Source organism: Pedobacter sp. 01N416 (genome assembly GCF_056399685.1).
The window spans coordinates 1-21,119 of sequence record NZ_JBFTRT010000019.1; the positions used below are offsets into that span (position 1 = coordinate 1).

The following is a 21,119-nucleotide window of genomic DNA, read 5'->3' on the forward strand; positions in this document are numbered from 1 at the left end:
GTTATATAAAGGTGTACCTATTTATTTAGAGCCATTTCTTCCTGAAGAAGCAAATAAACCACGTTCTACAGAAGCCGAAGTTTGGGCCTTGGTAATCAGTGATTTAACTGCGGTTATTGCAGAGCCAAATCTTCCTGATCGTTATGCCGGTGGAAATGCAAATTACGGGCACATCACCAAAGGTGCAGCTTATGCCCTGCGTGGTAAAGCCTATATGTACACTCAGAAATGGGACTTGGCAGTAGCCGATTTTCAAAAAGTGAAAGATGCCGGTTATGGTTTGTTTGCCAATTACAGCGCATTATTTAAAACGGCTAACGAGCAATCTAATGAAATGATTTTTTCTATCCAGAACATAGGTGTTCCGGGTTTTGGTTCTGCTACACAATTCTATTGTGGTACCCGTTCTTCTTTCGGTTCTTGCTGGAACACCTATCATGTTTCGCCAAACCTGGTAGATTTATATGAAAACGCTGATGGCTCAAAATTTAACTGGGATACTGTTATACCTGGATATTCAGCACTTTCTGTAGCAGAGAGAGAGGTCTACTTTCTAAGAAACAACTTAACTACCGCAGAAATTACCGCAGCAACAACAAGAGGTGCAAAAATGAGCTTATATTTGCCAACTGGTAATGAAGCAAGAATTATTCAGGCTTATGCTAACCGCGATCCGAGATTAGCTGCCAATGTAATTACCCCATATTCTACTTATTTAGGCGTTTTTAGTGGTGCAAATGCTACAGTAACTTCAAGATGGCCTTATCGTTCCGAAGCCGCAACAAATGGTGATTTACGTACCGATACGCAAAGTTTGTTCTATTATTTATATAGAAAATACGTTTACGAAGGATCTGCTGAAACACCAGGAAGAGATTACGGACCAACTGATTTTGTATTAATCAGATATGCTGATGTACTGTTGATGTGGGCTGAGGCGCTAAATGAACAAGGTTTAACTGCTGAAGCCATTGCTAAAGTAAATGAAGTAAGAACCCGTGCTGGTGTAGCTTTACTTCAAAATACAAATGCCGCGCTGCCAACATTTGTATCCAGTCAAACTGATTTAAGAGAAAGAATCCGTAACGAAAGAAGAGTAGAGTTTCCTAATGAGGGTATTAACTTCTTTGATGAAATGAGATGGAAAAGCTGGAAAGACAAAGTTTTTTATGCCGGTAACGGCGTAAAACAGGCTTGGGGCAAGATTGTATATGCTTACTCATTTAAGGGTGATTATCTTTACAACTGGGCAATCCCGGCGGTAGAGATAGAGCGAAATCCCAACCTGACTCAAAATGCAGGTTGGATAAATTAGATATTTGAAAGGATTAGTTTTAGAGGCTGTATCATAAATATAGAATTGTTATCCTTAATGGTAATTTATTGTATAAAAATCAATATTAATGACAGGGGAATTTTAAAGAGTTGAGTCCCTTAGAAGTATCGTCATTTCGACCGTAGTGTTCCAAAGGAACTCCTTAAGAGGAGAAATCTTTAAATTTGATTTCAATAACACACAATTCAAAGATCTCTCCACTCCGCAGTGCTTCGGTCGAGATGACGACTTTCTACTGGATTCTGTCAATGATAGCCTGTCGAAAGACCTGTTAATGCCCCATAAAGCGTTTCGACAAGTTCTCCGTAGGAGTCCTTTGGACAACGTGACAAGTTCGAATTGAATACAACTTATGATACAGGCTCTTTTAACTGCTGAATTTCTATAAGCCCTTACTTTGTTCAATGCAAAATAGCGCATTGATCCATAATCCAGGCTGATAGGAAAATAAAGAAAAATCAGTTCGATCTGATAAAAAAATGGTTAGTATCGTTAATTTGGGGCCGCCTTGCCTAGCTTGGTGGCTTTTTTAAATGAAATGAAGCGAAAAATGAAATTGAATTGCCTTTTGCCAATTCTTTATTGCGAATACCTAAACCGGTTTGCTTAAATAAAAAAATAAACATGTTTGCCATAAGTGAAAAAACGAACAACAAAATAAAGGCTCACCGAAAGATTAGGTTTGGATTCCTGGTTGGAGGCCTAATGCTGATGGGTATATCGGCAAATGCCCAAAAAAAACCTTTTGATATCATTCTGCAACGTATTAATAACGATTTGCAGACTTTTGTTAAAGATAAACCATTGGCCGAAGAGGTGGGCAATCATCTTAAAAATCTAAATGCAGATGGAAGCTGGGCAGATATCAATTATGCCGATGTGCAGTACGATCCTTTAAAACGGATCAAAGATATGGCGACCGCTTATATCCGCCCATCGAATAAACTTTATAACGATAGCGAACTACACGCTGCTATTGTTAAATCTTTACAGAACTGGCTGGATAAAAACCCGAAGAACAAGAATTGGTGGTACAATGATATTTTTTATCCTCAGGCTATCGGGCAAACCTTGATTTTGATGCGCAATGCCAAAACCGGGCTTCCTGCAACGCTGGAAAATGCGTTGATCAAAAGGATGATCAGAAAATTAAAGACTGGCGACGGTGCCAACACCTCTGATGAAGCATTACATTATTTATATCGGGCCTGTTTAACACAGAATAAGGCAACCCTCGACTCTGCTGCAAAATACCTGTTCGAACCGATTGCCATAACTGATGGCAGGGAAGGCGTTCAGGCTGATGGGAGTTATTATCAGCATGGAAAACAGCAGGCCATTGCCAGTTATGGAAGGGTGTTTGCCGGAAATTCGGTTAATGCGGCTTTCTATTTAAGGGAAACAGAATATGCTTTGCCGAAAGATCAGTTGGCTATTTTGGTCAATTATCTTAAAAATACTTTTCTGAAAACGGTGAGAGGCTCGTTTTACGATTTTAATGTACGCGGTCGCGGCATTAGCCGTAAAGATTCGTTAAATAGTGGGATGGGAGGAATGATAGGAAAAATTAAACTATTTGATCCCGAAAATGCGGCTTACTGGGACGCTTCAACATTAAGAACATCAGGCAAAAAAACTGTTGATTATGGGATAACTGCTTCACATAACCAATACTGGAAAAGTGGTTACACCCTGCACCTTCGCCCCGCTTATACCTTTAGTGTGCAAACGGCATCAACGAGAACTTTACGGACAGAACGCGGTAACAATGAAAACATATTGGGGAAATTTCTCCCCGATGGGGCAACCAATATTCAGCGCAGTGGATCTGAATACGCCAACCTGATGCCCGTTTGGGAATGGGATAAAATCCCTGGAACCACCAGCAGAGATTACCCTGATGATAATGGCGCAACAATATTAAAGGAATGGGGAATTCCAGGTACCACCAAATTTGTGGGTGGAGTTAGTGATGGTATTTATGGCGTTTCATGTTACGATTTAGACTATGATAGTGTTCAGGCAAAAAAAGCATGGTTCTTTTTCGATCAGGAAGTGGTTTGTTTAGGTGCTGGGATTAGGAGCGATTCGAAAGAAAATATTACCACAACAATCAACCAGGCCTGGTTAAGAGGCGACGTATTTTCTTCCAATGGAGTGCAGGCCAATGCTAAAAGCGAGCGCTGGGCAGTTCATGACAGTATTGGGTATATTTTTCCTCAGGGTGGGAATTTAGAAATCAGCAGTAAAGCGCAAACCGGAAACTGGTACCGCATCAATCATTTTCAAGGTAAAACCGAACTCAAACATAATGTATTTAAAATCTGGTTAAATCATGGCAAAAATCCTCAGAACGCCAGCTATCAGTATATTGTTGTGCCAGGAATTGACGCTGCGGGTTTAAAAAAATACAACCGGTCGATGATACAGGTATTAAAAAATATCAATGAACTGCAGGCTGTAAAACATACCAGACTGGACATGTTGCAGGCCGTTTTTTATAAAGCGGGAACACTGGCTGACAATGGCCTTTCCCTTCAGGTAGACCAGCCGTGTACGGTTTACATTAAAGATTTAAACGGTAAAAACCCTACGTTATATATCGCAGATCCAGCACAGGAAAATGCAACTATAAGCGTGTTGTTAAAGTTGCCAGGATTATCGAAATCAAAACGTATAACTTGTAATCTGCCAAATGGTGCTTTTGCAGGTGCTACAGCAAGGTTTAAAATAAAAGAATAAAACAAATTATAAAAGATGAAACCATCATATCCTCAGCAATACAAAAAATAATAAACAGGATATGATATTTCCGCTGCTAGGAGAGCTTCATTACCTTTAAAACACAAATATACAGATGAAAAAAATCAATTTAATTGCCGCATTACTCCTGCTTACGGGGGGTAGTTCATTTGCCCAAACCACCAAGAAGCCAATGGCCCAGCTAATTAACGATGAATTTAAGTTCGCCGCTGACCAATATAAAGTACTTGCTAAAAATATACCCGAAGGTAAAACACCTCAAAGTTTCGATAAAGGTAAATCTATCAACTACGATATTAAGTGGTGGTGCAGTGGGTTTTATTCTGGCAGTTTGTGGTACATATATGAACARACTAAAGATCAGAACATTAAACGGGAAGCAGAGGCCGCCTTAAAAGTAATAGCGCCGAACCAAACTTATACCGGAAACCACGATTTGGGCTTTATGATGTACTGCAGTTTTGGCAATGCGTACCGTTTAACCGGCAAAGCCGAATATAAGGCTGTGATTCAGCGTTCGGCAGAATCTTTGGCTACGCGTTACCGCCCTGTTGTAAAATCTATCCAATCGTGGAATAAAAGCAAAATTTGGGAATGCCCTGTAATTATCGATAACATGATGAACCTGGAAATGATGAACTGGGTAAGCGATAATGGTGGTGATAAAAAGTATAAAGAAATTTCGGTTATCCATGCCAATACCGCTTTAAAAAATCATTTCCGCCCAGATTTCAGTTCTTTTCACGTGGTCGATTATAATCCCGAAACCGGAGCAGTAATCAGGAAAGCAACATGGCAGGGTGCCGCAAACTGTTCGGCATGGTCGCGTGGACAGGGTTGGGCTTTGTATGGCTATACGATGATGTACCGATTTACCAAAGATCCGGTCTATTTAAAACAGGCCAAAGGCATTGCACACTTTATATTGAACCATCCAAATTTACCTGCCGATAAAATTCCTTTCTGGGATTTCGATGCGCAGGGGATTCCATTTGCCAAACGCGATGCTTCTGCAGGCGCACTGATGGCTTCGGCATTGTTAGAGCTTGGTCAGTACACTTCAGGGAGCGAAAAAACTGAATTCAAATCTGCGGCCGAAACCATGATCTATTCGCTTTCGAGCAGCACTTATCATGCTAAATTAGGTGAAAACGGTGGTTTTTTGTTGATGCACAGCACAGGCGCTTACCCATTAAACAGCGAAATAGATGTACCTTTAATTTATGCCGATTATTATTATTTGGAAGCATTGGCCAGGTATAAAAAATGGTATTTATAGAAAATATTAAACATGAGATTTAAATGCTGTTTAGATTAGCCAAAACTTACATTAAATCTTAGTTTTTTATTTGGAAATGAAAGTTCTTAGTGCTTCTGAGGCAACAGCCCCGGTAGTAGCGAGCATCCCGATAGAGAATAATCGGGATGCTCGCTACTACCGGGTTTATGAACAGGGGCTTGTGCAAGGACTGCCAATAATAGTAATGCTTGCCGTGCCATCTAGACCCGATTAAAGTGAACACGAGCCCGATTTTTCATCGGGAGAAGTAAAACGGAAAGCGGGAAGAAACCTGAATCGAAGTGCAGAAACCTGCTCTCCAAATAATTAAAAATAACTTGAGCTTTGGTGTTAAACTCGCATAATAAAGAAAATGAAATATAAACCTATTGTTTATTCTGGAAATGAACGTTCAGTAATGCTTCGGATGCGGTAGTCCCGTTATTCGCTTTATCCCGATAGAAAACCTGTGAAACAAGCAAGCACACCAAAATATAACATAAACCGGTGCTTAAATCGGGATGCACGCTACTACCGGGTTTATGAACAGGGGCTTGTACAAGGACTGCCAATAATAGTAATGCCTGCTTTGCCACTTAGACCCGATTGGAGTGGACATCCTGATCCTTCATCAGGATAAAACGTAAAGCGGGAAGAAACCTGAATCGTAGCACAGAAGCCTGCTCTCCAAATAATTAAAAATAACCAGAGTGAGCCATCACACTCACATATATAATGAAAATGAAATATAAACTGATTTTTTCTGCCCTGCTGATTTTTTCTCAGTTGGCAAACGCACAAAAGAAACCCACAACAGGTGCCGAAGACCGTGCTTTTTGGGTTAAAACCTTAAACCGCATTGCCTACCCAGTGATCCATAACCTGGCCAATGAAACTTTAAAAAAGAACATGCCATTAGAAAAAGCCCCTGGCTATGGCTTAAACGTAGCCAAAGTTACGTATCTCGAAGCATTAGGACGCACCATTGCAGGAGTTGCGCCATGGTTGGCTTTGCCGGATGACAACTCTGCAGAAGGTAAACTCAGAAAAACCATGCGCACCGAGCTTTTAAAAGCGCTGGCCAATTCAGTAAATCCTGCAAGTCCTGATTATATCAGTTACCGCTCCGAAAATCAGCCTATTGTTGATGCCGCTTATGTAGCACATGCCTTTCTTCGAGCACCAAAAGCACTCTGGGAGCCGCTTGATGAAATCACCAAAAAAAGATTTATAGAAGAATTTAAATCGCTACGCACCAGAAGTGGTGCCTACAATAACTGGTTATTGTTTTCGGGCTTAACTGAGGGGTTTTTATTGAGCATTGACGAGCAGTACGATCCTGCCCGTGTTCAATTCTCGATTAATAAAATGAAGGAATGGTATGTAGGCGATAGCTGGTACAGTGATGGCGAAAAATTTAGTATGGATTATTACAATTCTTATGTGATCCATCCCATGCTGGTTGATCTTTTAAAGGTATTGGTCGATAAGAAAAGAGCATCTCAGGCCGACTATGATATCGCCTTGAAAAGAATGGTACGTTATGCTGAATATCTGGAAAGAATTATTTCACCAGAAGGTACTTATCCTGCCTATGGCCGTTCGATTACTTACCGTACAGCAGCCTTTCAGGCCCTGGCGCAAACAGCGCTAATGGAAAAACTGCCAGAATATGTAAAACCATCGCAAGTTCGTGGCGGCTTAACCGCGGTAATGCATAAACTATACGATGGAAACCAGAATTTTGATGATAAAGGATGGTTGGTGCTTGGCTTTAACGGTCATCAACCAGAAGTGGCTGATACCTATACTTCTACCGGAAGTTTATACATGGCCACCTTAGGCTTTTTAACCTTGGGTTTACCTGCCGATAATAAATTTTGGACAGATGCACCCGCACCATGGACCAGTTTAAAAGCCTGGAGCGGAGAAACCATAAAAAAGGATTATAAAGTTGAGTATTAATACAAATAATAAGTATCGTATAAATATATTTGCGGATAGGATCTGATATCGGTTCAGGTCCCATCGCAAAACTCAATTTTTAACCAATGAACAAATTCGAAAGCCGTTACGCGCAAAGCCCTAAAGAAGTTAAACAAATGGATACCGCAGCTTTGCGGGATAATTTCCTGATCGAAAACGTATTTGAGGCCAACCAGGTAAACCTAACCTTATCTCATTTTGACAGATATATTGTTGGGGGTGCAATGCCTGTTGATCAGAAAATAGCACTCCCAAACCCTGATGATTTAAAAGCGACCTACTTTTTAGAGCGTAGGGAACTGGGGATTATCAATGTTGGTGGAAAAGCAATCGTTACTGCTGACGGCGAAAAATACGAATTGGATTATAAAGAGGCTTTATACATTGGTAAGGGCACAAAAGAAGTGTTTTTTGAATCTGCTACACCAGGTGAGGCGGCTAAATTATACATCAATTCTGCTCCTGCCCACCACACTTATCCTAACAAAAAAGTAAGCAAAGCGGAAGCAGAGATTGTAGAATTGGGCACGCCTGAAACCGCAAACCATAGAATAATAAATAAGTTGTTAGTGAACAGTCTTTTGCCAACTTGCCAGTTGCAGATGGGTATGACCGAGTTAAAATCGGGCAGTGTTTGGAATACCATGCCGGCACATACACACGATAGGAGGATGGAAGCTTATTTCTATTTCGAAGTTCCAAAAGGGCAGAGTGTTTGCCATTTGATGGGCCAGCCACAAGAAACCCGACACATCTGGATGCAAAGTGATCAGGCGGTAATCTCGCCAAACTGGTCTATCCACTCAGGTGCGGGTACAAGCAACTATACCTTTATTTGGGGTATGGCTGGCGAAAACTTAGATTATGGCGATATGGATCACTGTGCCATCACCGAATTGAAATAAATTACATCGTCATCGCAACTACATTACTGATTTTTCATCGGTAGTGGAATGGAGCGGTCTTAAATGCATCATAGAATAAAGAACATGTCTAACATATTTAATTTAGCAGGTAAAACTGCATTAGTTACCGGTTGTAAAAGAGGGATAGGAAAAGCAATGGCTTTAGCTTTGGCCGAAGCAGGTGCCGATATTATTGGTGTTTCTGCAAGTCTTGAATTACAAGGTAGCACTATAGAAAAAGAAATTTTAGCACTGGGTAGAAAGTTTTATGCTTACCAGTGCGATTTTGGTAAACGCGAAAATACCCTGGTTTTTGCTGCGCAGGTAAAGGCCGATCATCCCGTTATCGACATTTTGGTCAATAATGCCGGAACGATTTTACGTCAGCCAATTGCTGAGCATTCGGATGAATATTGGGACGAAGTAATTGCGGTAAACCAAACTGCACCCTTTATTTTAACCCGCGAAATCGGGAGGGAAATGATTGCCAGAGGTAGCGGAAAAGTAATTTTTACGGCATCCTTACTGTCGTTCCAGGGTGGAATTACTGTTCCCGGTTATGCAGCAAGTAAAGGTGCAATTGCGTCTTTAACTAAAGCTTTTGCAAACGAGTGGGCATCAAAAGGCGTAAACGTCAATGCCATTGCACCTGGTTATATTGCAACCGATAATACTTCAGCTTTACGTGAAGATCAGGATAGAAGCACTTCTATTTTATCGCGTATCCCGGCCGGAAGATGGGGAACACCAGAAGATTTTAAAGGACCTACATTGTTTTTGGCATCACCAGCCAGTGATTATGTTCACGGAACAATTTTAACCGTTGATGGCGGTTGGATGGGACGATAGGTTAGTCCTTAGTCTGGAGTCCATAGTCCTGAGTCAATGATTTAAGACGATAAAACCTGTGAGGGTTATACCTAAGAAGTCAAGTTTTCAAAACTTGACTTCTTTATTTTAAATAACCTGCTAGTTTTTATGCGCCTTAGACTCCAAACGCTTAACGCCAAACTTTTTAAAACCTACTGGTTTTTTTATTCACTTTGGGCTCTAAACGCTCAGCGCCAAGCGCCTGGCTGTTAATACAGGTTATAAATCTCCTTAATATCTTTCAAAATCTTTTCGAAATCGATCTTCAGGTCAATTAACCGGCCAGTGTGGATATCAAATACCCAACCGTGAACGGTTAATCCGCGATTAGAAATAGCTTCCTGAACTGCTGCTGTTTTTAACAGGTTTACACATTGCTCCTGAACATTAAGCTCTACCAATCTGTTATAACGAAGACTTTCATCTTCAATGGCATTCAGTTCGTCTTTATGGATGCGGTATACATCGCGGATGTTTCTTAACCAGGGGTTTAATATGCCCAAATCTGCAGGCTGCATGGCTGCTTTAACGCCTCCACAATTGTAATGGCCGCAAACCACAATATGGTTAACTTTTAAATGGCGCACGGCGTAATTTAAAACCGTCATCACGCTCAGATCCACGTTGTTTACCAGGTTGGCTACATTCCGGTGAACAAAAGCCTGCCCTGGTTGTATACCCATTAAATCTTCTGCAGTAACGCGACTATCTGAACAGCCGATGTACAAAAACTCAGGGCTTTGGCCTTTCGATAATTCAGTAAAATAATCAGGGTTGATGGCCAGTTTTTCGGCGATCCATTTTTCGTTGTTCTTAAAAACTTCTTCTACATTCATGCTTTTGCTATAAATAGAATTTTGGGATATGTTTATATTGGTAAATTGGCATTTATTGCGCCATAAAACTAAAAAAAGATTCTCTCATTTCGGTAGGTTCTTCTTCTTCTCTTTTGTTAGCTTAACTAACAACTTTTTCTGTTAAATGTTTAGTGGTTTGAAAGGTATTGTGGAAGGAAACCAGCTATAAATAGTATAAATGTAATAAAGGCTGTGAAAAATAAAAAAGGTTTAAGGCCAGCGGTACTACCACCATTCTTTAATATCAGTTGTCTGGCTATGTCTGAAGTGAGCAATGATACGCAGATTAAAAATACGAAAGCAAGCGCTAAGCCAACACCAATTCCAAATATTTCTGTCTCTTTTCTGGTATAGAATATGTTGAAAAAATCTGATAGGAAAAGTAAGTTCCAGATCACCACGATACCTACGGCAACTGGAATTTTAATCGGGAAACCAGTTTGAGCCTGAAGCTGGCTGATCTCCTGCTCAATGTAATTTGGGATAGGCTCGGTATAATTAAGAAAACCAGTTTGTATGATCTCTGCCATCCGCTCCTCTGCATTTCCCAAAAAGGTAAAGAAGATGTCTTTATTGTATTTTTCAACACGATGGGTAATCCTGATTGAACTACCTAATATAGAAGTGTGGGGGGTAATGGCGATAATATCTGAGCGTTTAAAAACAAAATTACCCCTGATGGATGCATTAAGTTCGAGTTTAAATTCGCTTAATTTAAAGTGGCAAAAGGCCAGGTTGCCTTAAAGCCCCCTATTCTAACGCCACCGGTTTCTTCAAATGTATTCATTTATCGAGCAATTAATCTGTTCGAATATATTCCATTTAATCTGATTTTTTAGTCTTGATTAAATTTATATATGAAGAAAAATAAAAGTCAATATCAATCACCGTTATTGTTTAACTGGGATTAATATTGACTTTAAAAATATTTTTAACTGGCAACAGCTACCGCATTCTTGTTAATGTGGTTAGGCAGTTCTTCAAGTGTGTATAAGTTAACCAACGATTCTCTTAATACATTTTTAGCATCATACCACATGTTTTCTTGGGTAAAATGACAAACGCCATTGGTTAGCTCGGTAATAATTGCACCAATTAAGGTTGCAAAATGATTTTCGAAAACATCGCCAGAATGATATTTTAAAGAAAATACTTTGTTATAATTTTGAAGCTGAGCCTCAACCTCTGCGCTCAGTTTTATAGGTTTTGCAACCTTTCTTTTTTTCTTTTTAAATAATCCCAATATCTTTTGTACAAAACTCTGCTTGATGATTTTGTCTTTAAAGAGCTTTTTCTTGTACTCCTTAAGGTCGAATGATTTAAGGGATACGCCAAAATTTAGTTTTAGGTTATTCTCGTTAAATATTTCCAAACTGGGTTTGTCCCATTTAAAAACGATTGGCAAGTTTCCATTCGGGTTTCTAAATGAAAAAGAGGAGTTAATATCCAGAACATTTTCATGTTCATTTAAACGTTTTAAAATTGTTGGGATAAGATCGTCTGTTAATGAATTGGTGTAGATGTTTATATAAGCACTCATGTTTAATTAAGATTAGCTGAATCAATTATCGCAAATGGGCAATTGCCATAGGCTTTATTAAATGACAGTAAGGATATCATTATATTGTAGAGTGATCCATTTTAAATAGATACGGCTCTTCAATATTCGATTAACTTGGAAATCTTAAGGTGAATTGGCGGTTGTAGTTTTTCATTTGTATATGTGTTTTTTTGTGTGGCATTATTTTCGGTGGATGCGTTTTTTTTAATTTCAATTACTTAAACGAATCAAAACGCTGAAACGTTACAATTAATTTTTTTTAATAGCCCTTAAGCAATAATTATACCACAAATACGTTGATTATTTTAATCTTTCCAGCAGCGTTTTCATGTTGGTTAGCTGTAGGATGTTTTTAAATTCGGGCGTATCAAAACCACCTTTATCTATCACCTGCTTTAAGCTTCTGTTAAAGCTTCTTACGGAGATTCCAAGGTAGGCAGCCATGTCTTCTTTTGAGATGGAGATATGCTCATCGGCCTGTAGTTTGAGCAATTTTAAAAGTGCATATTCTAAGGTATATAGCTGTTGGAAGGATGCCCGTGTACTGGTTTGTATAATTCTGGTAGACAGTTCCTGGAGTAAGATTGTAGTAAATTCACTACTTTTATTAATCAGGGAAAAGAATAAATGGTCAGGAATAACATAGGCTGTAACATCACTTATTGCGGCTACGTTGCACAAACAATCAATCTTTTTTAAAGCTTCTAATTCGCCAACCACTTCGCCCTTGCCTAAAAATTCGATAATAAAATCCTTGCCGTTTTCCTCAGAGATGAAACACTTGCTTATTCCGTCTTTAATAATGTAGATATTGCTGATTTTTTCTCCCTGTTCAATAAATCTATAACCCGCTTTAAAGTTTTTAAGTGTAATGGTTCCTCCTTCACTTTCGGTACAGAAACGTTCGATAAAGGATAAGAAAGTAAGATTGGTCCGTAGCATATTTTTCAGTCAGGACAAATGTCCTTTTTTAGCAGTCTTAGTTGCGTTACTTTTGTCGCATTAAAAGTAAGCATAACAATGAAAAATCAAATTACCGTAATTGCTTTTGATGCTGATGATACCCTTTGGGTAAACGAACCTTATTTCCGCGAAACGGAAGAGCAGTTTGCAGGTCTTTTAGAAGATTTTATGCCTCATCATAGCATTCTGTCAGAACTTTACAAAACTGAGATTGCCAATTTGCCACTTTACGGCTACGGGATTAAAGGTTTTGTTTTGAGCATGATCGAAACAGTTTTGAGGATAACTGAAGGTAAAATAGACCCTATTGTGATTAGTAAAGCGATCACACTTGGACAGGAAATGCTCAATAAACCAGTCGAATTGCTTGATGGGGTAGAGGAGGTACTTAAAGCCCTGCACGGAAAATACAGATTAGTGGTTGCGACGAAAGGCGATCTGCTCGATCAACAGCGTAAACTCACCAAATCAGGACTCGATCACTATTTTCACCATATTGAAATTATGAGCGATAAACAGGAAAAAGATTATCAAAAACTGATCAAACACCTGGATTGTAAACCTGAGGAGTTTTTGATGTTGGGCAACTCCTTAAAATCGGATGTTTTACCAGTACTGAATATTGGCGGACATGCCGTTCACATCCCCTTCCATACCACATGGGTACATGAAAGTATCGATCATACCATTGAACATGTAAATTTTTATCAGATGGAAAGCCTATCTGAGATTTTACCAAAATTAATTGAATGAAAGAAAAAATAGATATAAACACCTGGATCAGAAAAGATCATTTTAAATTTTTTAGCGCCTTTGATGAACCTTTCTTTGGCGTAACCGTAGAGGTAGACTGTACTACTACCTACGAAGAAGCAAAAGAAAATAACGTTTCTTTTTTCCTGCTTTATCTGCACAAATCGCTGGTTGCTGCAAATCAGGTAGAACCTTTTCGTTACCGCATTATTGATGGCGAAGTTTGGAAATACGATAACGTGAATGCTGCGGCTACCATCAACAGACCAAATGGCACATTCGGATTTGGCTACTTGGATTTCTACATGGATTTTGAAGATTTTAGAACAGCAGCCGATAAGGAGATCGAAAAGGTGCAGGCCAGCACGGGTTTAATCCCTTCCTCATCAGGCGAAAATGTGATCCACTATTCGGCATTGCCCTGGTTAAACTTCAGTTCCTTATCACATGCCCGCAATTTTGCTTATCAGGATAGCTGCCCTAAAATATCTTTTGGCAAGGTTAGGGATGAAAACGGAAGAAAAATAATGTCGGTTTCTATACATGTAAACCATGCTTTGATGGATGGTTATAACCTTGCGCTGTTTGTAGATGCCTACCAGGACCTATTAAACAAAAAAGAGGTTAACGAATATATTTAATTCAAAACTTTAAGGAATTAAACCTAAAGGATATTTAATATTCGGTTAATATTAGGAATTTATTTTCGGCGATGTTTATAGCTGCCGTTATTATTCCTTTTTATCTTTTGGCTATTGTAGCCATGTGTTATATGGATACCGTTTTTAAAGCCTTTATGTTTTTTGTGCTTTTACTTATTGCCACATTTGTGCTTTTTCTGTTCATTAATTATCCTATGCAATCGGTTTTTGCTGTAATCTGTTTAATGGCACTGTTTGCTTTTAAACCTAAAGATTAATTAAAAAATGAATTATGATTTGCATTCGAGAAAGTATTTGCTATTTTTGCTGCTCAGGCAGGAAGCTTGTTTCAATTACCGAATGATGATTTAATTATTTAGTAATGTTAAAATTGGGGGATTAGCTCATTTGGCTAGAGCGCTTCGCTGGCAGTGAAGAGGTGATCGGTTCGAATCCGATATTCTCCACCATTAAAAGCCGATTTATTAAGTTAGATCGGCTTTTTTATTTCCAAAAAAACAATGATTATTGTATAATTTCACATAATTGTTTTACAAATGTTTTTTCAATGGCAACTTTCAAGGCGGTAGTTTTCGAACATCATAAGAAATAAGGACAATACCTGGAATGTTAAGATCAGGGTAACACACAACAGGCTTGTTCGATATATCGATACTACCATATTCCTGGTTAAAGTGGGGATTTCGGCAATAGTAGACAGCGGATTCCGTTCCAAACTGTACACCCGTAGATTAGCCCGGCTTTGAGCAGGACATCTTGAGAAGAGTCCCGAATATATCCATTCCTACAGAACCACCGCAAAAGAAATTTTGTCAACGCTCCACCTCCCATCCGCACAAAACTTCGCTCCACTGCATCCCGGATATGATTATCCAGCCAATAAAGCTGTTCTAGGGCAAGATTACATCCAAAAACCGACAAATAAAAAACTCCAGCAACACCCTTTCTAAAAAAAAAACCTTTTTAAGCGCTTTAGCGCTCCACTGAAGCCGCCTTGGGCCTGAAAACAATCATTGATCCAGACTACGTCAAACAAGACTTAAAAACCGCTTAAAATGAGCCGAGTGGCCACTTTTGGAATAATCCCCAATTATGATCAGATATATGAATTAAATAAATTAGTGTATTTGCAATACACATTTATGAGTATTGCCATTCATATTATTTGCTATTAACTTAGTTTTAGAAATTAAAAAAAATTAAACTTATGAAAAAAATTACTTTTTTTGCCTTATTATTTTTGGGCTTGTTCGCAACTTCTACCACGTTTGCAAACATAAGAAATGAAAAAACAAACGTTGAGAAATATACTCCAGCACCATTGCTGAAAGACACGGATGGGGTAATTTATGTTGGTTCTTTTACATACATTTCTTCGAATTTTGAAATGTTGTATATGCGGGTTTACACCAGCATATATACTGGTTCAATCGGTTCGAGTATGCAGGTTTCAGTAAATGGTGATCCAGGTTACGCTTGTATGTATGATGGAATGATAGCTTTAGGTCAGCATTCAGTTACATTTTCCGATGTTACCATTATGTATTTTGGGAACACGAATGGATCTTTTACTATTCCTTCTGGAACTTATTCTTATAATTAAAGATTTACTTATTGTAACTCCCAGTTCGTTAAAAGAAAGAAGGTCGCCTGTTCGTGGAGGCAAATGCATGAATGAAAGGTAGTGCACTGGATAAAGTCATACAGAAATGTGTGGCTTTTTTATTAAGATCTTTTCTAGCGATTTGCTCCAATTATTTTAAACTTGAAAATAAAATATAAAAGTTGTAAATAGAAAACACAATTACTTGTTAAATATTGTTAATATTATTGATTTACCGGTCTTAAAGTAAAAGAGTAGAATTCCAAGCGTGCATAGGATTAGAGCGATTGGCTGTCTGGGATCAGATTCATGTTGAAAAAAGGATTTCAGATTATTATAATGGCATTCAGAACAAATATTTGATGCAAAAAGAAAGACTACATGATTCGATCATGAATGAATTTGAAAATGAATCTGAAAAGGAGAGAAGAAAAAGTATTTTTATAACATTATGTGTGGTTGTATTTCCCTTAGTTTTCTTCTTTTTGACACTTTACTTAAGAGGATAGTTTCCGAATACATCTGGTCGTAGCGTTTTGCTACGGCCTATTCAAATAATCCCCCCGCTGGTGTAGCATGTGTTTAATCGGTTCGCTAGTTACATGCGCCTTTTGCATTGTATAAGCAGGAGCTCGCGGCTTTCTAGAGCTAGGTTTTAAGATGGGATTAAGAATGAAGACAGGAAAAAAGGATGTAAAAGTAATATAGCGGCAACAAAAATTTTAAGTTTCATGGTTAGGTATTAAGGTGGGCTTAGGTGTGTCTTAACACATCTGGTGGTGAAAATGGGCATGCCATCCGGCAATGCCCAGATCGTCGTCTTAACTATCACTAACTGCTGGCCACACTTCTACAATGACCAGTATGTTTTTATTTATTATGAAAAGCATTTAATCCGCTTGTCAAGAATTTTTTATAGTTTGTTACTTCATAATCTGCACCCTGTGGTTGTGCCAGTAGTGTCTCTGTTTTGGGATCGAGCAGTACATAAAAAGGCTGTGAGTTAGACTGGAATTTCCTGGCTTGCAGATCACTCCATTTTTTACCAATGGTATTGAGTTTTCTTCCCTCTGGTGTAATTACTACATCAGCTGGTGCCAGTTCCGATTTATCATCTACATATAACTGGATCAGTACATAATCATCATTGATCATTTTGTACACATCCTTGTCAGGCCAAACATTGGCTTCCATTTTTCTACAGTTTACGCAGGCATGGCCGGTAAAATCAATCAGTACAGGTTTGTTCTGTTTTTTGGCTACAGCTAAACCTTCGTTAATCCACAGGCTTAAGAATATTTCCCTGTCAAACCACTCCCAGTGGTAGGTTAGATCTACATTGCTCAAAAACTTTAATGCGAATGCAAGTTCAAGAAAGCCCAATACTACTTTAACACTGTTTAACCAACCGCCGGATTTCGGCAGTTTGTTCATTGCCGATGGAAAGAGTGCAAACAGTGCAAAAGGAATGGCCAGGGCGAGGGAAAAACCGAACATGCCTATTGCGGGCCCTAGTAAAGCCCCTGTTGTTGCTGCCTGTACCAGTAGTGTACCGATTATCGGGCCTGTGCAGGAGAAAGATACCAGGGCCAATGTTCCGGCCATGAAAAACAATCCCGCAATTCCGCCCTTGTCTGAATTGGCATCCATTTTATTTACCCAGGAAGAGGGCAGGGTAATTTCGAATGCCCCTAAAAACGAAGCTGCAAAAACAACCAGCAATAAGAAGAAGAAAAAGTTAAAGATACCATTAGTAGACAGGCTGTTCAGGGCATCGGCACCAAAAATTACCGTTACCAAAAGCCCAAGCACCACATAAATGAGGATAATGAAAAAGCCATAGAGTGCCGCGCGCCGAAAGGCCCTTCCTTTTTCTGATCCTTTAGTAAAAAAACTTACCGTAAGGGGCAGCATGGGGAAAATACAAGGCATCAGCAAAGCTGCTAAACCGCCAACAAAACCTGCAATAAAAATTCCCCACAATGTTTTGTGTTCTTCTTTTGGTTGGGCAATGCTTTTTTGAGTAGCAGCAGGAACAGGAGTAGCTATTTTAGCAACAGTATCAGTTGCTTTAATTGTGCTGTCAGCTGCTTCTGGCTTAATCTCTGTAAAAGTCAGTTCTTCGGTATTTGTGCTGTCCTGTGCATATCCATTTGAGGATATTGCGCAACAGAACAGCAAACCGAGACAGATTTTTTTTAAGGATATCATATGCTCTTTGCGCTTATTTTACAGGAATGCTAAAATCTACCTGTTCTGGTGGTAAACATTGCCTATCGTCGCATACCATAAACTCTACATTGCCTTTAATGGTTGCGGTTTTGCCTTTTAGCTTCACTTTTTGTTGAAATACTACTGATTTTTCGAAGTAGCTTACATCCATTTTAAAAGTAGATTCGAATTTGGTTATGGCTTTTGGTTCGATGGTTTTTCCAACCAGGGTATAAGCACCTGATGATGGAAAACTAAAGGTTGTTTTAACCGGACCGCCATCTTTAACAAATTGCGAATAAAGGTGCCAGCCCTGATCTACGGTGGCCTTAATGAAAACAGTAGCCGTATTCGGCCCGGTTTTTTTTGCTGCGTAACTCCAGGTTACAGGTTTTAAAATCTGGCTGTATGCGCTGAGGCTGATCAGGCATATGGCACAGCATAAAATGGTGATTTTTTTCATGTTGTGGTTTATTTGTTGATTGTTCTAATTAATGTAATCTGCTAAAGGCCTGGTAGTCGATAAAGTCTACTTCAGGGCTAATGTATCCGGTTTTAACAGGTTCTACCTTCATTAAATCGGTACTTAAATATTTCTTGTTGCTATCAGAAAAGATGGTCACTACGCAGCTTTCTGTACCCATTTTTTGCTGTTGTTTTATGGCGCCGATTACATTTGCGCCCGATGATATGCCTACCGCTAAACCAAGTTTTTCGGCCAGTTTTTGCGCCATGAGTATGGCATCGCCATCGTTTACCTGTAGCACTTCATCCAGCTCGTTCAGTTTAACGATTTCGGGGATAAATTCATCAGAAATACCCTGTATCCTATGACTGCCCACTTTATAACCAGTAGTTAAGGTCGGCGATTCTGCAGGCTCCAATGGATGTATTTTAATACCCGGATTTTGCTTTCTTAAGAAATTTCCTACCCCCATAATAGTTCCCCCGGTTCCTACTCCGGCTACAAAAGCGTCAGGTGAAAGATTTTTTAAACGCAACTGCCCCCAGATTTCTTTACCTGTGGTATGTTCATGTGCTTCCGGATTGGCGATATTCTCGAACTGCTGAGGCAAGAAAATATTTGGATCGCTTGCGGCCATCTGTTCTGCAAGTTTAATGCTGCCGATAAAACCGCCTTCTTCTTTGCTCACCAGAATAATCTCTGCACCTAAACTTTTAATAATATCCATGCGCTCTTTGCTCAACCAATTTGGCATAATGATGGTAACCGGATGGCCCAAAGCTTTACCTATGGCCGCAAATGCAATCCCGGTATTGCCGCTGGTGGCTTCAATAATCCGATCACCAGCTTTGATCTTACCTTCGGCGTATGCTTTTTTTAGCGTGTAAAGTGCCATCCGGTCTTTAATGCTGCCAGTTAAGTTGTAATGCTCGCATTTAACATAAATTTTGCCCACACTCCCCTGGTAGGTATAGGTGAGCTCAAGCATTGGTGTGTTACCAACCAGAAGCGATAAATGTTCGAATTTTCCCTCCATGGCAGAAGTCATTTTATTTGCTGTTATTGTGGTCATAACTGTTGATTACATCAGATAGCAATAGCTGTTTTGATTGATTTTTATTTCGGTAAAATTCAGTATTATAATTTTTTACGTCAATACATGTTGTTTTTTACAGAAAATTTCTGCTTTTTTGATTATTATTTAGTCTTTATTTCAGTTTTGGCTTGATTTTTTAACTTTCATTATATTTTTTTTCAATTTATTAACGTTTATGACCCACGGAGATTTAGATCAGGTTGATGTAGAAATACTAAAATTGTTGCAACACGATGCCTCTTTAACCAATAAAGAAGTATCCTTGAAGCTGCACAAGTCTATAGCCACTATCCATGAACGGATAAGACGATTAAAGGAACAAGGCTATATTAAAAGGATTGTGGCCATTCTCGACCGGAAAAAGATCGACAGAAACCTGATCGCTTTTTCGCATGTATTGTTGAAAGAACATACGGCTAAAACCCTGATCGAATTCGAAACCGAAGTTTCTAAGTTTGGCGAGGTAATGGAATGTTTGCAGATGACCGGTGCGCACGATTTTATTCTCCGTATTGCTACCAGGGATATGGATGATTACCACGAATTTCTGCGGAACAAACTCGCTACACTGCCCAATATCACAACCGTTCAAAGTTATTTTGTACTCTCAGAACCTAAAAGCGAAACGGCATACCCTATCTGATGTAATTGAGGAGAAAAAAAACGTTGTGCTGAAAGCAGGATTTACGTAAATGGTAAGTTTTGCGGTGCTGTTATCCAAAGAGGTAATCTCTAAACCATCTCCGCTCTGCACAACCTTAACTTTACCAGTGTTTTCATCTGCATAGCTGATGCCGGTACGTTTTCCCTGTATAATGGTCAGTTCTACATTTCCTTTTACTTTGATGCGTTTGAAGCTCAATGCTTTTGAAGCGTGAACAGGTTTGATGGTTTCAGATGCGTTAGCTGATAACACTGCTGAAGTAGATAATACTAATGCTAAAGATGACGCGAATAATGTTTTTAATAAAGTTTTCATATGCTTTGAGTTTTAATTTTTATAATGTTTTTATTGATTGTTCTGATATTAAGACGTGCAAGCACAGGAAACGTTTCAGCGCAAATCGCAGCATTATACCAGCCTGGGAAGCTAATCGACCAACGCCAGGAATTCAGAGACAAAAAGATGGTGGTCGCTGTGAATTTTCCAGGTTTTCTTTCCTGAGAGATGAAGTGGATTTCTTTTTTACTTTGAGGATAAGTCTTGAACACTCCGAAAAGAATTAAAAGATGCAAAAGCGCTTGTCGACTGATGTGATTGTGATCCTTTAATAGCTGTATTGTTTAATGATTTTGCCAAAAGCCTTTCTGGCTTTGCAACCGGACAAGGGTTCGACACCCTTCGGCTCCACCTAGAGGGGAATCACTTAAGATTCCCCTTTTTTTTGTAAATAAATAAGCCTTTCTTCTTCATTTTCAATTCATTATGGTCAAACATTTCCTGGCAGCTTGCCGGTACTTAATCGTCAATAAACTTTTATCCTTGCTGATGATTCCGGAAAATATTTATTGATTTTCGATGTCCCTTTTCATTTTCTTTTTTTTAACCGGGGATGAAGGGAATCCATTAGAACACTTACAGGAAAGCTCCCGGCTTCCTACACCCATTAGGCAAATAAATCAGCAATGAATTTATAAACATCCATAAACCGGCATAAAACCCGTTGTTCACCACAGATTCAGGTAGTTCGCCACATAAATTAAGCAATATCTATCAGTTGGATTACTTTTATGCAAAAGAACAATTATGAAAAAGCGTATCAGCTCAATTTTATTATATTGGACAGCCCACTCTACCGTGGTATGGG

Annotated in this window: 19 protein-coding genes and 1 tRNA gene; 12 read left to right on the top strand and 8 right to left on the bottom strand. The window is 39.1% G+C overall.

The genetic code is table 11. The annotated features are described in order from the left end of the window. From AC1DND_RS02150 to AC1DND_RS02175, 6 genes are all read left to right on the top strand, one after another. Positions 1 to 1,315: RagB/SusD family nutrient uptake outer membrane protein (locus AC1DND_RS02150; RefSeq protein ID WP_477578727.1), on the top strand; the 1,315-nt coding region annotated here is incomplete at its 5' end. Positions 1,316 to 1,960: 645 nt separating this feature from the next. Beyond that, on the top strand, positions 1,961 to 4,078 hold the full coding sequence (locus AC1DND_RS02155) for a polysaccharide lyase family 8 super-sandwich domain-containing protein (protein ID WP_477578729.1): 2,118 nt from the start codon (positions 1,961 to 1,963) through the stop codon (positions 4,076 to 4,078). 115 nt (positions 4,079 to 4,193) lie between these two features. Continuing rightward, positions 4,194 to 5,378, top strand: a complete 1,185-nt coding sequence (locus tag AC1DND_RS02160; protein WP_477578731.1) for a glycoside hydrolase family 88 protein — start codon at positions 4,194 to 4,196, stop codon at positions 5,376 to 5,378. A 741-nt stretch (positions 5,379 to 6,119) separates the two neighbouring features. After that, positions 6,120 to 7,343: a DUF2264 domain-containing protein gene (locus tag AC1DND_RS02165; RefSeq protein ID WP_477578733.1), complete on the top strand. Its 1,224-nt coding sequence runs from the start codon at positions 6,120 to 6,122 to the stop codon at positions 7,341 to 7,343. Between the two features lie 86 nt (positions 7,344 to 7,429). After that, positions 7,430 to 8,269, top strand: a complete 840-nt coding sequence (gene kduI / locus AC1DND_RS02170; RefSeq protein ID WP_477578735.1) for a 5-dehydro-4-deoxy-D-glucuronate isomerase — start codon at positions 7,430 to 7,432, stop codon at positions 8,267 to 8,269. An 84-nt stretch (positions 8,270 to 8,353) separates the two neighbouring features. Continuing rightward, positions 8,354 to 9,118, top strand: a complete 765-nt coding sequence (locus AC1DND_RS02175) for an SDR family NAD(P)-dependent oxidoreductase (protein ID WP_477578737.1) — start codon at positions 8,354 to 8,356, stop codon at positions 9,116 to 9,118. Between the two features lie 230 nt (positions 9,119 to 9,348). On the opposite strand, the gene AC1DND_RS02180 is transcribed toward AC1DND_RS02175, so the two are convergent. The 4 genes from AC1DND_RS02180 to AC1DND_RS02195 all read right to left on the bottom strand — a co-directional run bounded on the left by AC1DND_RS02180 (position 9,349) and on the right by AC1DND_RS02195 (position 12,499). Beyond that, complete coding sequence (locus tag AC1DND_RS02180) at positions 9,349 to 9,975, bottom strand: carbonic anhydrase (protein ID WP_215131631.1); 627 nt, start codon at positions 9,973 to 9,975, stop codon at positions 9,349 to 9,351. 149 nt (positions 9,976 to 10,124) lie between these two features. Beyond that, positions 10,125 to 10,547 carry a hypothetical protein gene (locus AC1DND_RS02185; protein WP_477578740.1) on the bottom strand — a complete coding sequence of 141 codons (423 nt, stop codon included), beginning with the start codon at positions 10,545 to 10,547 and terminating at the stop codon, positions 10,125 to 10,127. Positions 10,548 to 10,927: 380 nt separating this feature from the next. Next, entirely contained in the window at positions 10,928 to 11,536 is a 609-nt protein-coding gene (locus AC1DND_RS02190; protein ID WP_215131634.1) for a hypothetical protein, read from the bottom strand. Between the two features lie 321 nt (positions 11,537 to 11,857). Beyond that, positions 11,858 to 12,499, bottom strand: a complete 642-nt coding sequence (locus AC1DND_RS02195; RefSeq protein ID WP_477578742.1) for a Crp/Fnr family transcriptional regulator — start codon at positions 12,497 to 12,499, stop codon at positions 11,858 to 11,860. A 78-nt stretch (positions 12,500 to 12,577) separates the two neighbouring features. On the opposite strand from AC1DND_RS02195, the gene AC1DND_RS02200 reads away from it, so the two are divergent. The 5 genes from AC1DND_RS02200 (at position 12,578) to AC1DND_RS02220 (ending at position 15,538) form a co-directional block, all read left to right on the top strand. Next, complete coding sequence (locus AC1DND_RS02200; RefSeq protein WP_477578744.1) at positions 12,578 to 13,273, top strand: HAD family hydrolase; 696 nt, start codon at positions 12,578 to 12,580, stop codon at positions 13,271 to 13,273. After that, positions 13,270 to 13,914: a CatA-like O-acetyltransferase gene (locus AC1DND_RS02205; protein ID WP_477578746.1), complete on the top strand. Its 645-nt coding sequence runs from the start codon at positions 13,270 to 13,272 to the stop codon at positions 13,912 to 13,914. The genes AC1DND_RS02200 and AC1DND_RS02205 overlap by 4 nt, the downstream gene beginning before the upstream one ends. Before the next feature lie 71 nt (positions 13,915 to 13,985). Continuing rightward, positions 13,986 to 14,192 carry a hypothetical protein gene (locus tag AC1DND_RS02210; RefSeq protein WP_477578748.1) on the top strand — a complete coding sequence of 69 codons (207 nt, stop codon included), beginning with the start codon at positions 13,986 to 13,988 and terminating at the stop codon, positions 14,190 to 14,192. Between the two features lie 115 nt (positions 14,193 to 14,307). Further along, positions 14,308 to 14,384, top strand: a tRNA-Ala gene (locus AC1DND_RS02215). 758 nt (positions 14,385 to 15,142) lie between these two features. Further along, a complete protein-coding gene (locus AC1DND_RS02220; RefSeq protein WP_477578749.1) occupies positions 15,143 to 15,538 on the top strand; it encodes a hypothetical protein in 396 nt (131 codons plus the stop codon). An 870-nt stretch (positions 15,539 to 16,408) separates the two neighbouring features. Here the strand turns inward: AC1DND_RS02220 and AC1DND_RS02225 are convergent. The 3 genes from AC1DND_RS02225 to AC1DND_RS02235 are packed head-to-tail and all read right to left on the bottom strand — an operon-like array spanning position 16,409 to position 19,287. Next, positions 16,409 to 17,749, bottom strand: coding sequence for a protein-disulfide reductase DsbD family protein (locus tag AC1DND_RS02225; protein ID WP_477578751.1), 1,341 nt, complete (start codon positions 17,747 to 17,749; stop codon positions 16,409 to 16,411). Positions 17,750 to 17,762: 13 nt separating this feature from the next. Then, positions 17,763 to 18,212, bottom strand: a complete 450-nt coding sequence (locus tag AC1DND_RS02230) for a protein-disulfide reductase DsbD domain-containing protein (protein WP_477578753.1) — start codon at positions 18,210 to 18,212, stop codon at positions 17,763 to 17,765. Positions 18,213 to 18,240: 28 nt separating this feature from the next. Beyond that, positions 18,241 to 19,287, bottom strand: a complete 1,047-nt coding sequence (locus AC1DND_RS02235) for a PLP-dependent cysteine synthase family protein (protein WP_477578755.1) — start codon at positions 19,285 to 19,287, stop codon at positions 18,241 to 18,243. Between the two features lie 199 nt (positions 19,288 to 19,486). On the opposite strand from AC1DND_RS02235, the gene AC1DND_RS02240 reads away from it, so the two are divergent. Next, on the top strand, positions 19,487 to 19,954 hold the full coding sequence (locus AC1DND_RS02240; protein WP_477578757.1) for an Lrp/AsnC family transcriptional regulator: 468 nt from the start codon (positions 19,487 to 19,489) through the stop codon (positions 19,952 to 19,954). On the opposite strand, the gene AC1DND_RS02245 is transcribed toward AC1DND_RS02240, so the two are convergent. Beyond that, entirely contained in the window at positions 19,919 to 20,290 is a 372-nt protein-coding gene (locus AC1DND_RS02245) for a hypothetical protein (protein WP_477578759.1), read from the bottom strand. The two genes, AC1DND_RS02240 and AC1DND_RS02245, sit on opposite strands and share 36 nt — an antisense overlap. Positions 20,291 to 21,119: the final 829 nt, after the last annotated feature.

Coding starts and splice junctions, on each gene's coding strand:
- AC1DND_RS02155 (WP_477578729.1), top strand. CDS start 1,961: ATGTTTGCCATAAGTGAAAAAACGAACAACAAAATAAAGGCTCACCGA.
- AC1DND_RS02165 (WP_477578733.1), top strand. CDS start 6,120: ATGAAATATAAACTGATTTTTTCTGCCCTGCTGATTTTTTCTCAGTTG.
- kduI (WP_477578735.1), top strand. CDS start 7,430: ATGAACAAATTCGAAAGCCGTTACGCGCAAAGCCCTAAAGAAGTTAAA.
- AC1DND_RS02175 (WP_477578737.1), top strand. CDS start 8,354: ATGTCTAACATATTTAATTTAGCAGGTAAAACTGCATTAGTTACCGGT.
- AC1DND_RS02180 (WP_215131631.1), bottom strand. CDS start 9,975: ATGAATGTAGAAGAAGTTTTTAAGAACAACGAAAAATGGATCGCCGAA.
- AC1DND_RS02190 (WP_215131634.1), bottom strand. CDS start 11,536: ATGAGTGCTTATATAAACATCTACACCAATTCATTAACAGACGATCTT.
- AC1DND_RS02195 (WP_477578742.1), bottom strand. CDS start 12,499: ATGCTACGGACCAATCTTACTTTCTTATCCTTTATCGAACGTTTCTGT.
- AC1DND_RS02200 (WP_477578744.1), top strand. CDS start 12,578: ATGAAAAATCAAATTACCGTAATTGCTTTTGATGCTGATGATACCCTT.
- AC1DND_RS02205 (WP_477578746.1), top strand. CDS start 13,270: ATGAAAGAAAAAATAGATATAAACACCTGGATCAGAAAAGATCATTTT.
- AC1DND_RS02210 (WP_477578748.1), top strand. CDS start 13,986: ATGTTTATAGCTGCCGTTATTATTCCTTTTTATCTTTTGGCTATTGTA.
- AC1DND_RS02220 (WP_477578749.1), top strand. CDS start 15,143: ATGAAAAAAATTACTTTTTTTGCCTTATTATTTTTGGGCTTGTTCGCA.
- AC1DND_RS02225 (WP_477578751.1), bottom strand. CDS start 17,749: ATGATATCCTTAAAAAAAATCTGTCTCGGTTTGCTGTTCTGTTGCGCA.
- AC1DND_RS02230 (WP_477578753.1), bottom strand. CDS start 18,212: ATGAAAAAAATCACCATTTTATGCTGTGCCATATGCCTGATCAGCCTC.
- AC1DND_RS02235 (WP_477578755.1), bottom strand. CDS start 19,287: ATGACCACAATAACAGCAAATAAAATGACTTCTGCCATGGAGGGAAAA.
- AC1DND_RS02240 (WP_477578757.1), top strand. CDS start 19,487: ATGACCCACGGAGATTTAGATCAGGTTGATGTAGAAATACTAAAATTG.
- AC1DND_RS02245 (WP_477578759.1), bottom strand. CDS start 20,290: ATGAAAACTTTATTAAAAACATTATTCGCGTCATCTTTAGCATTAGTA.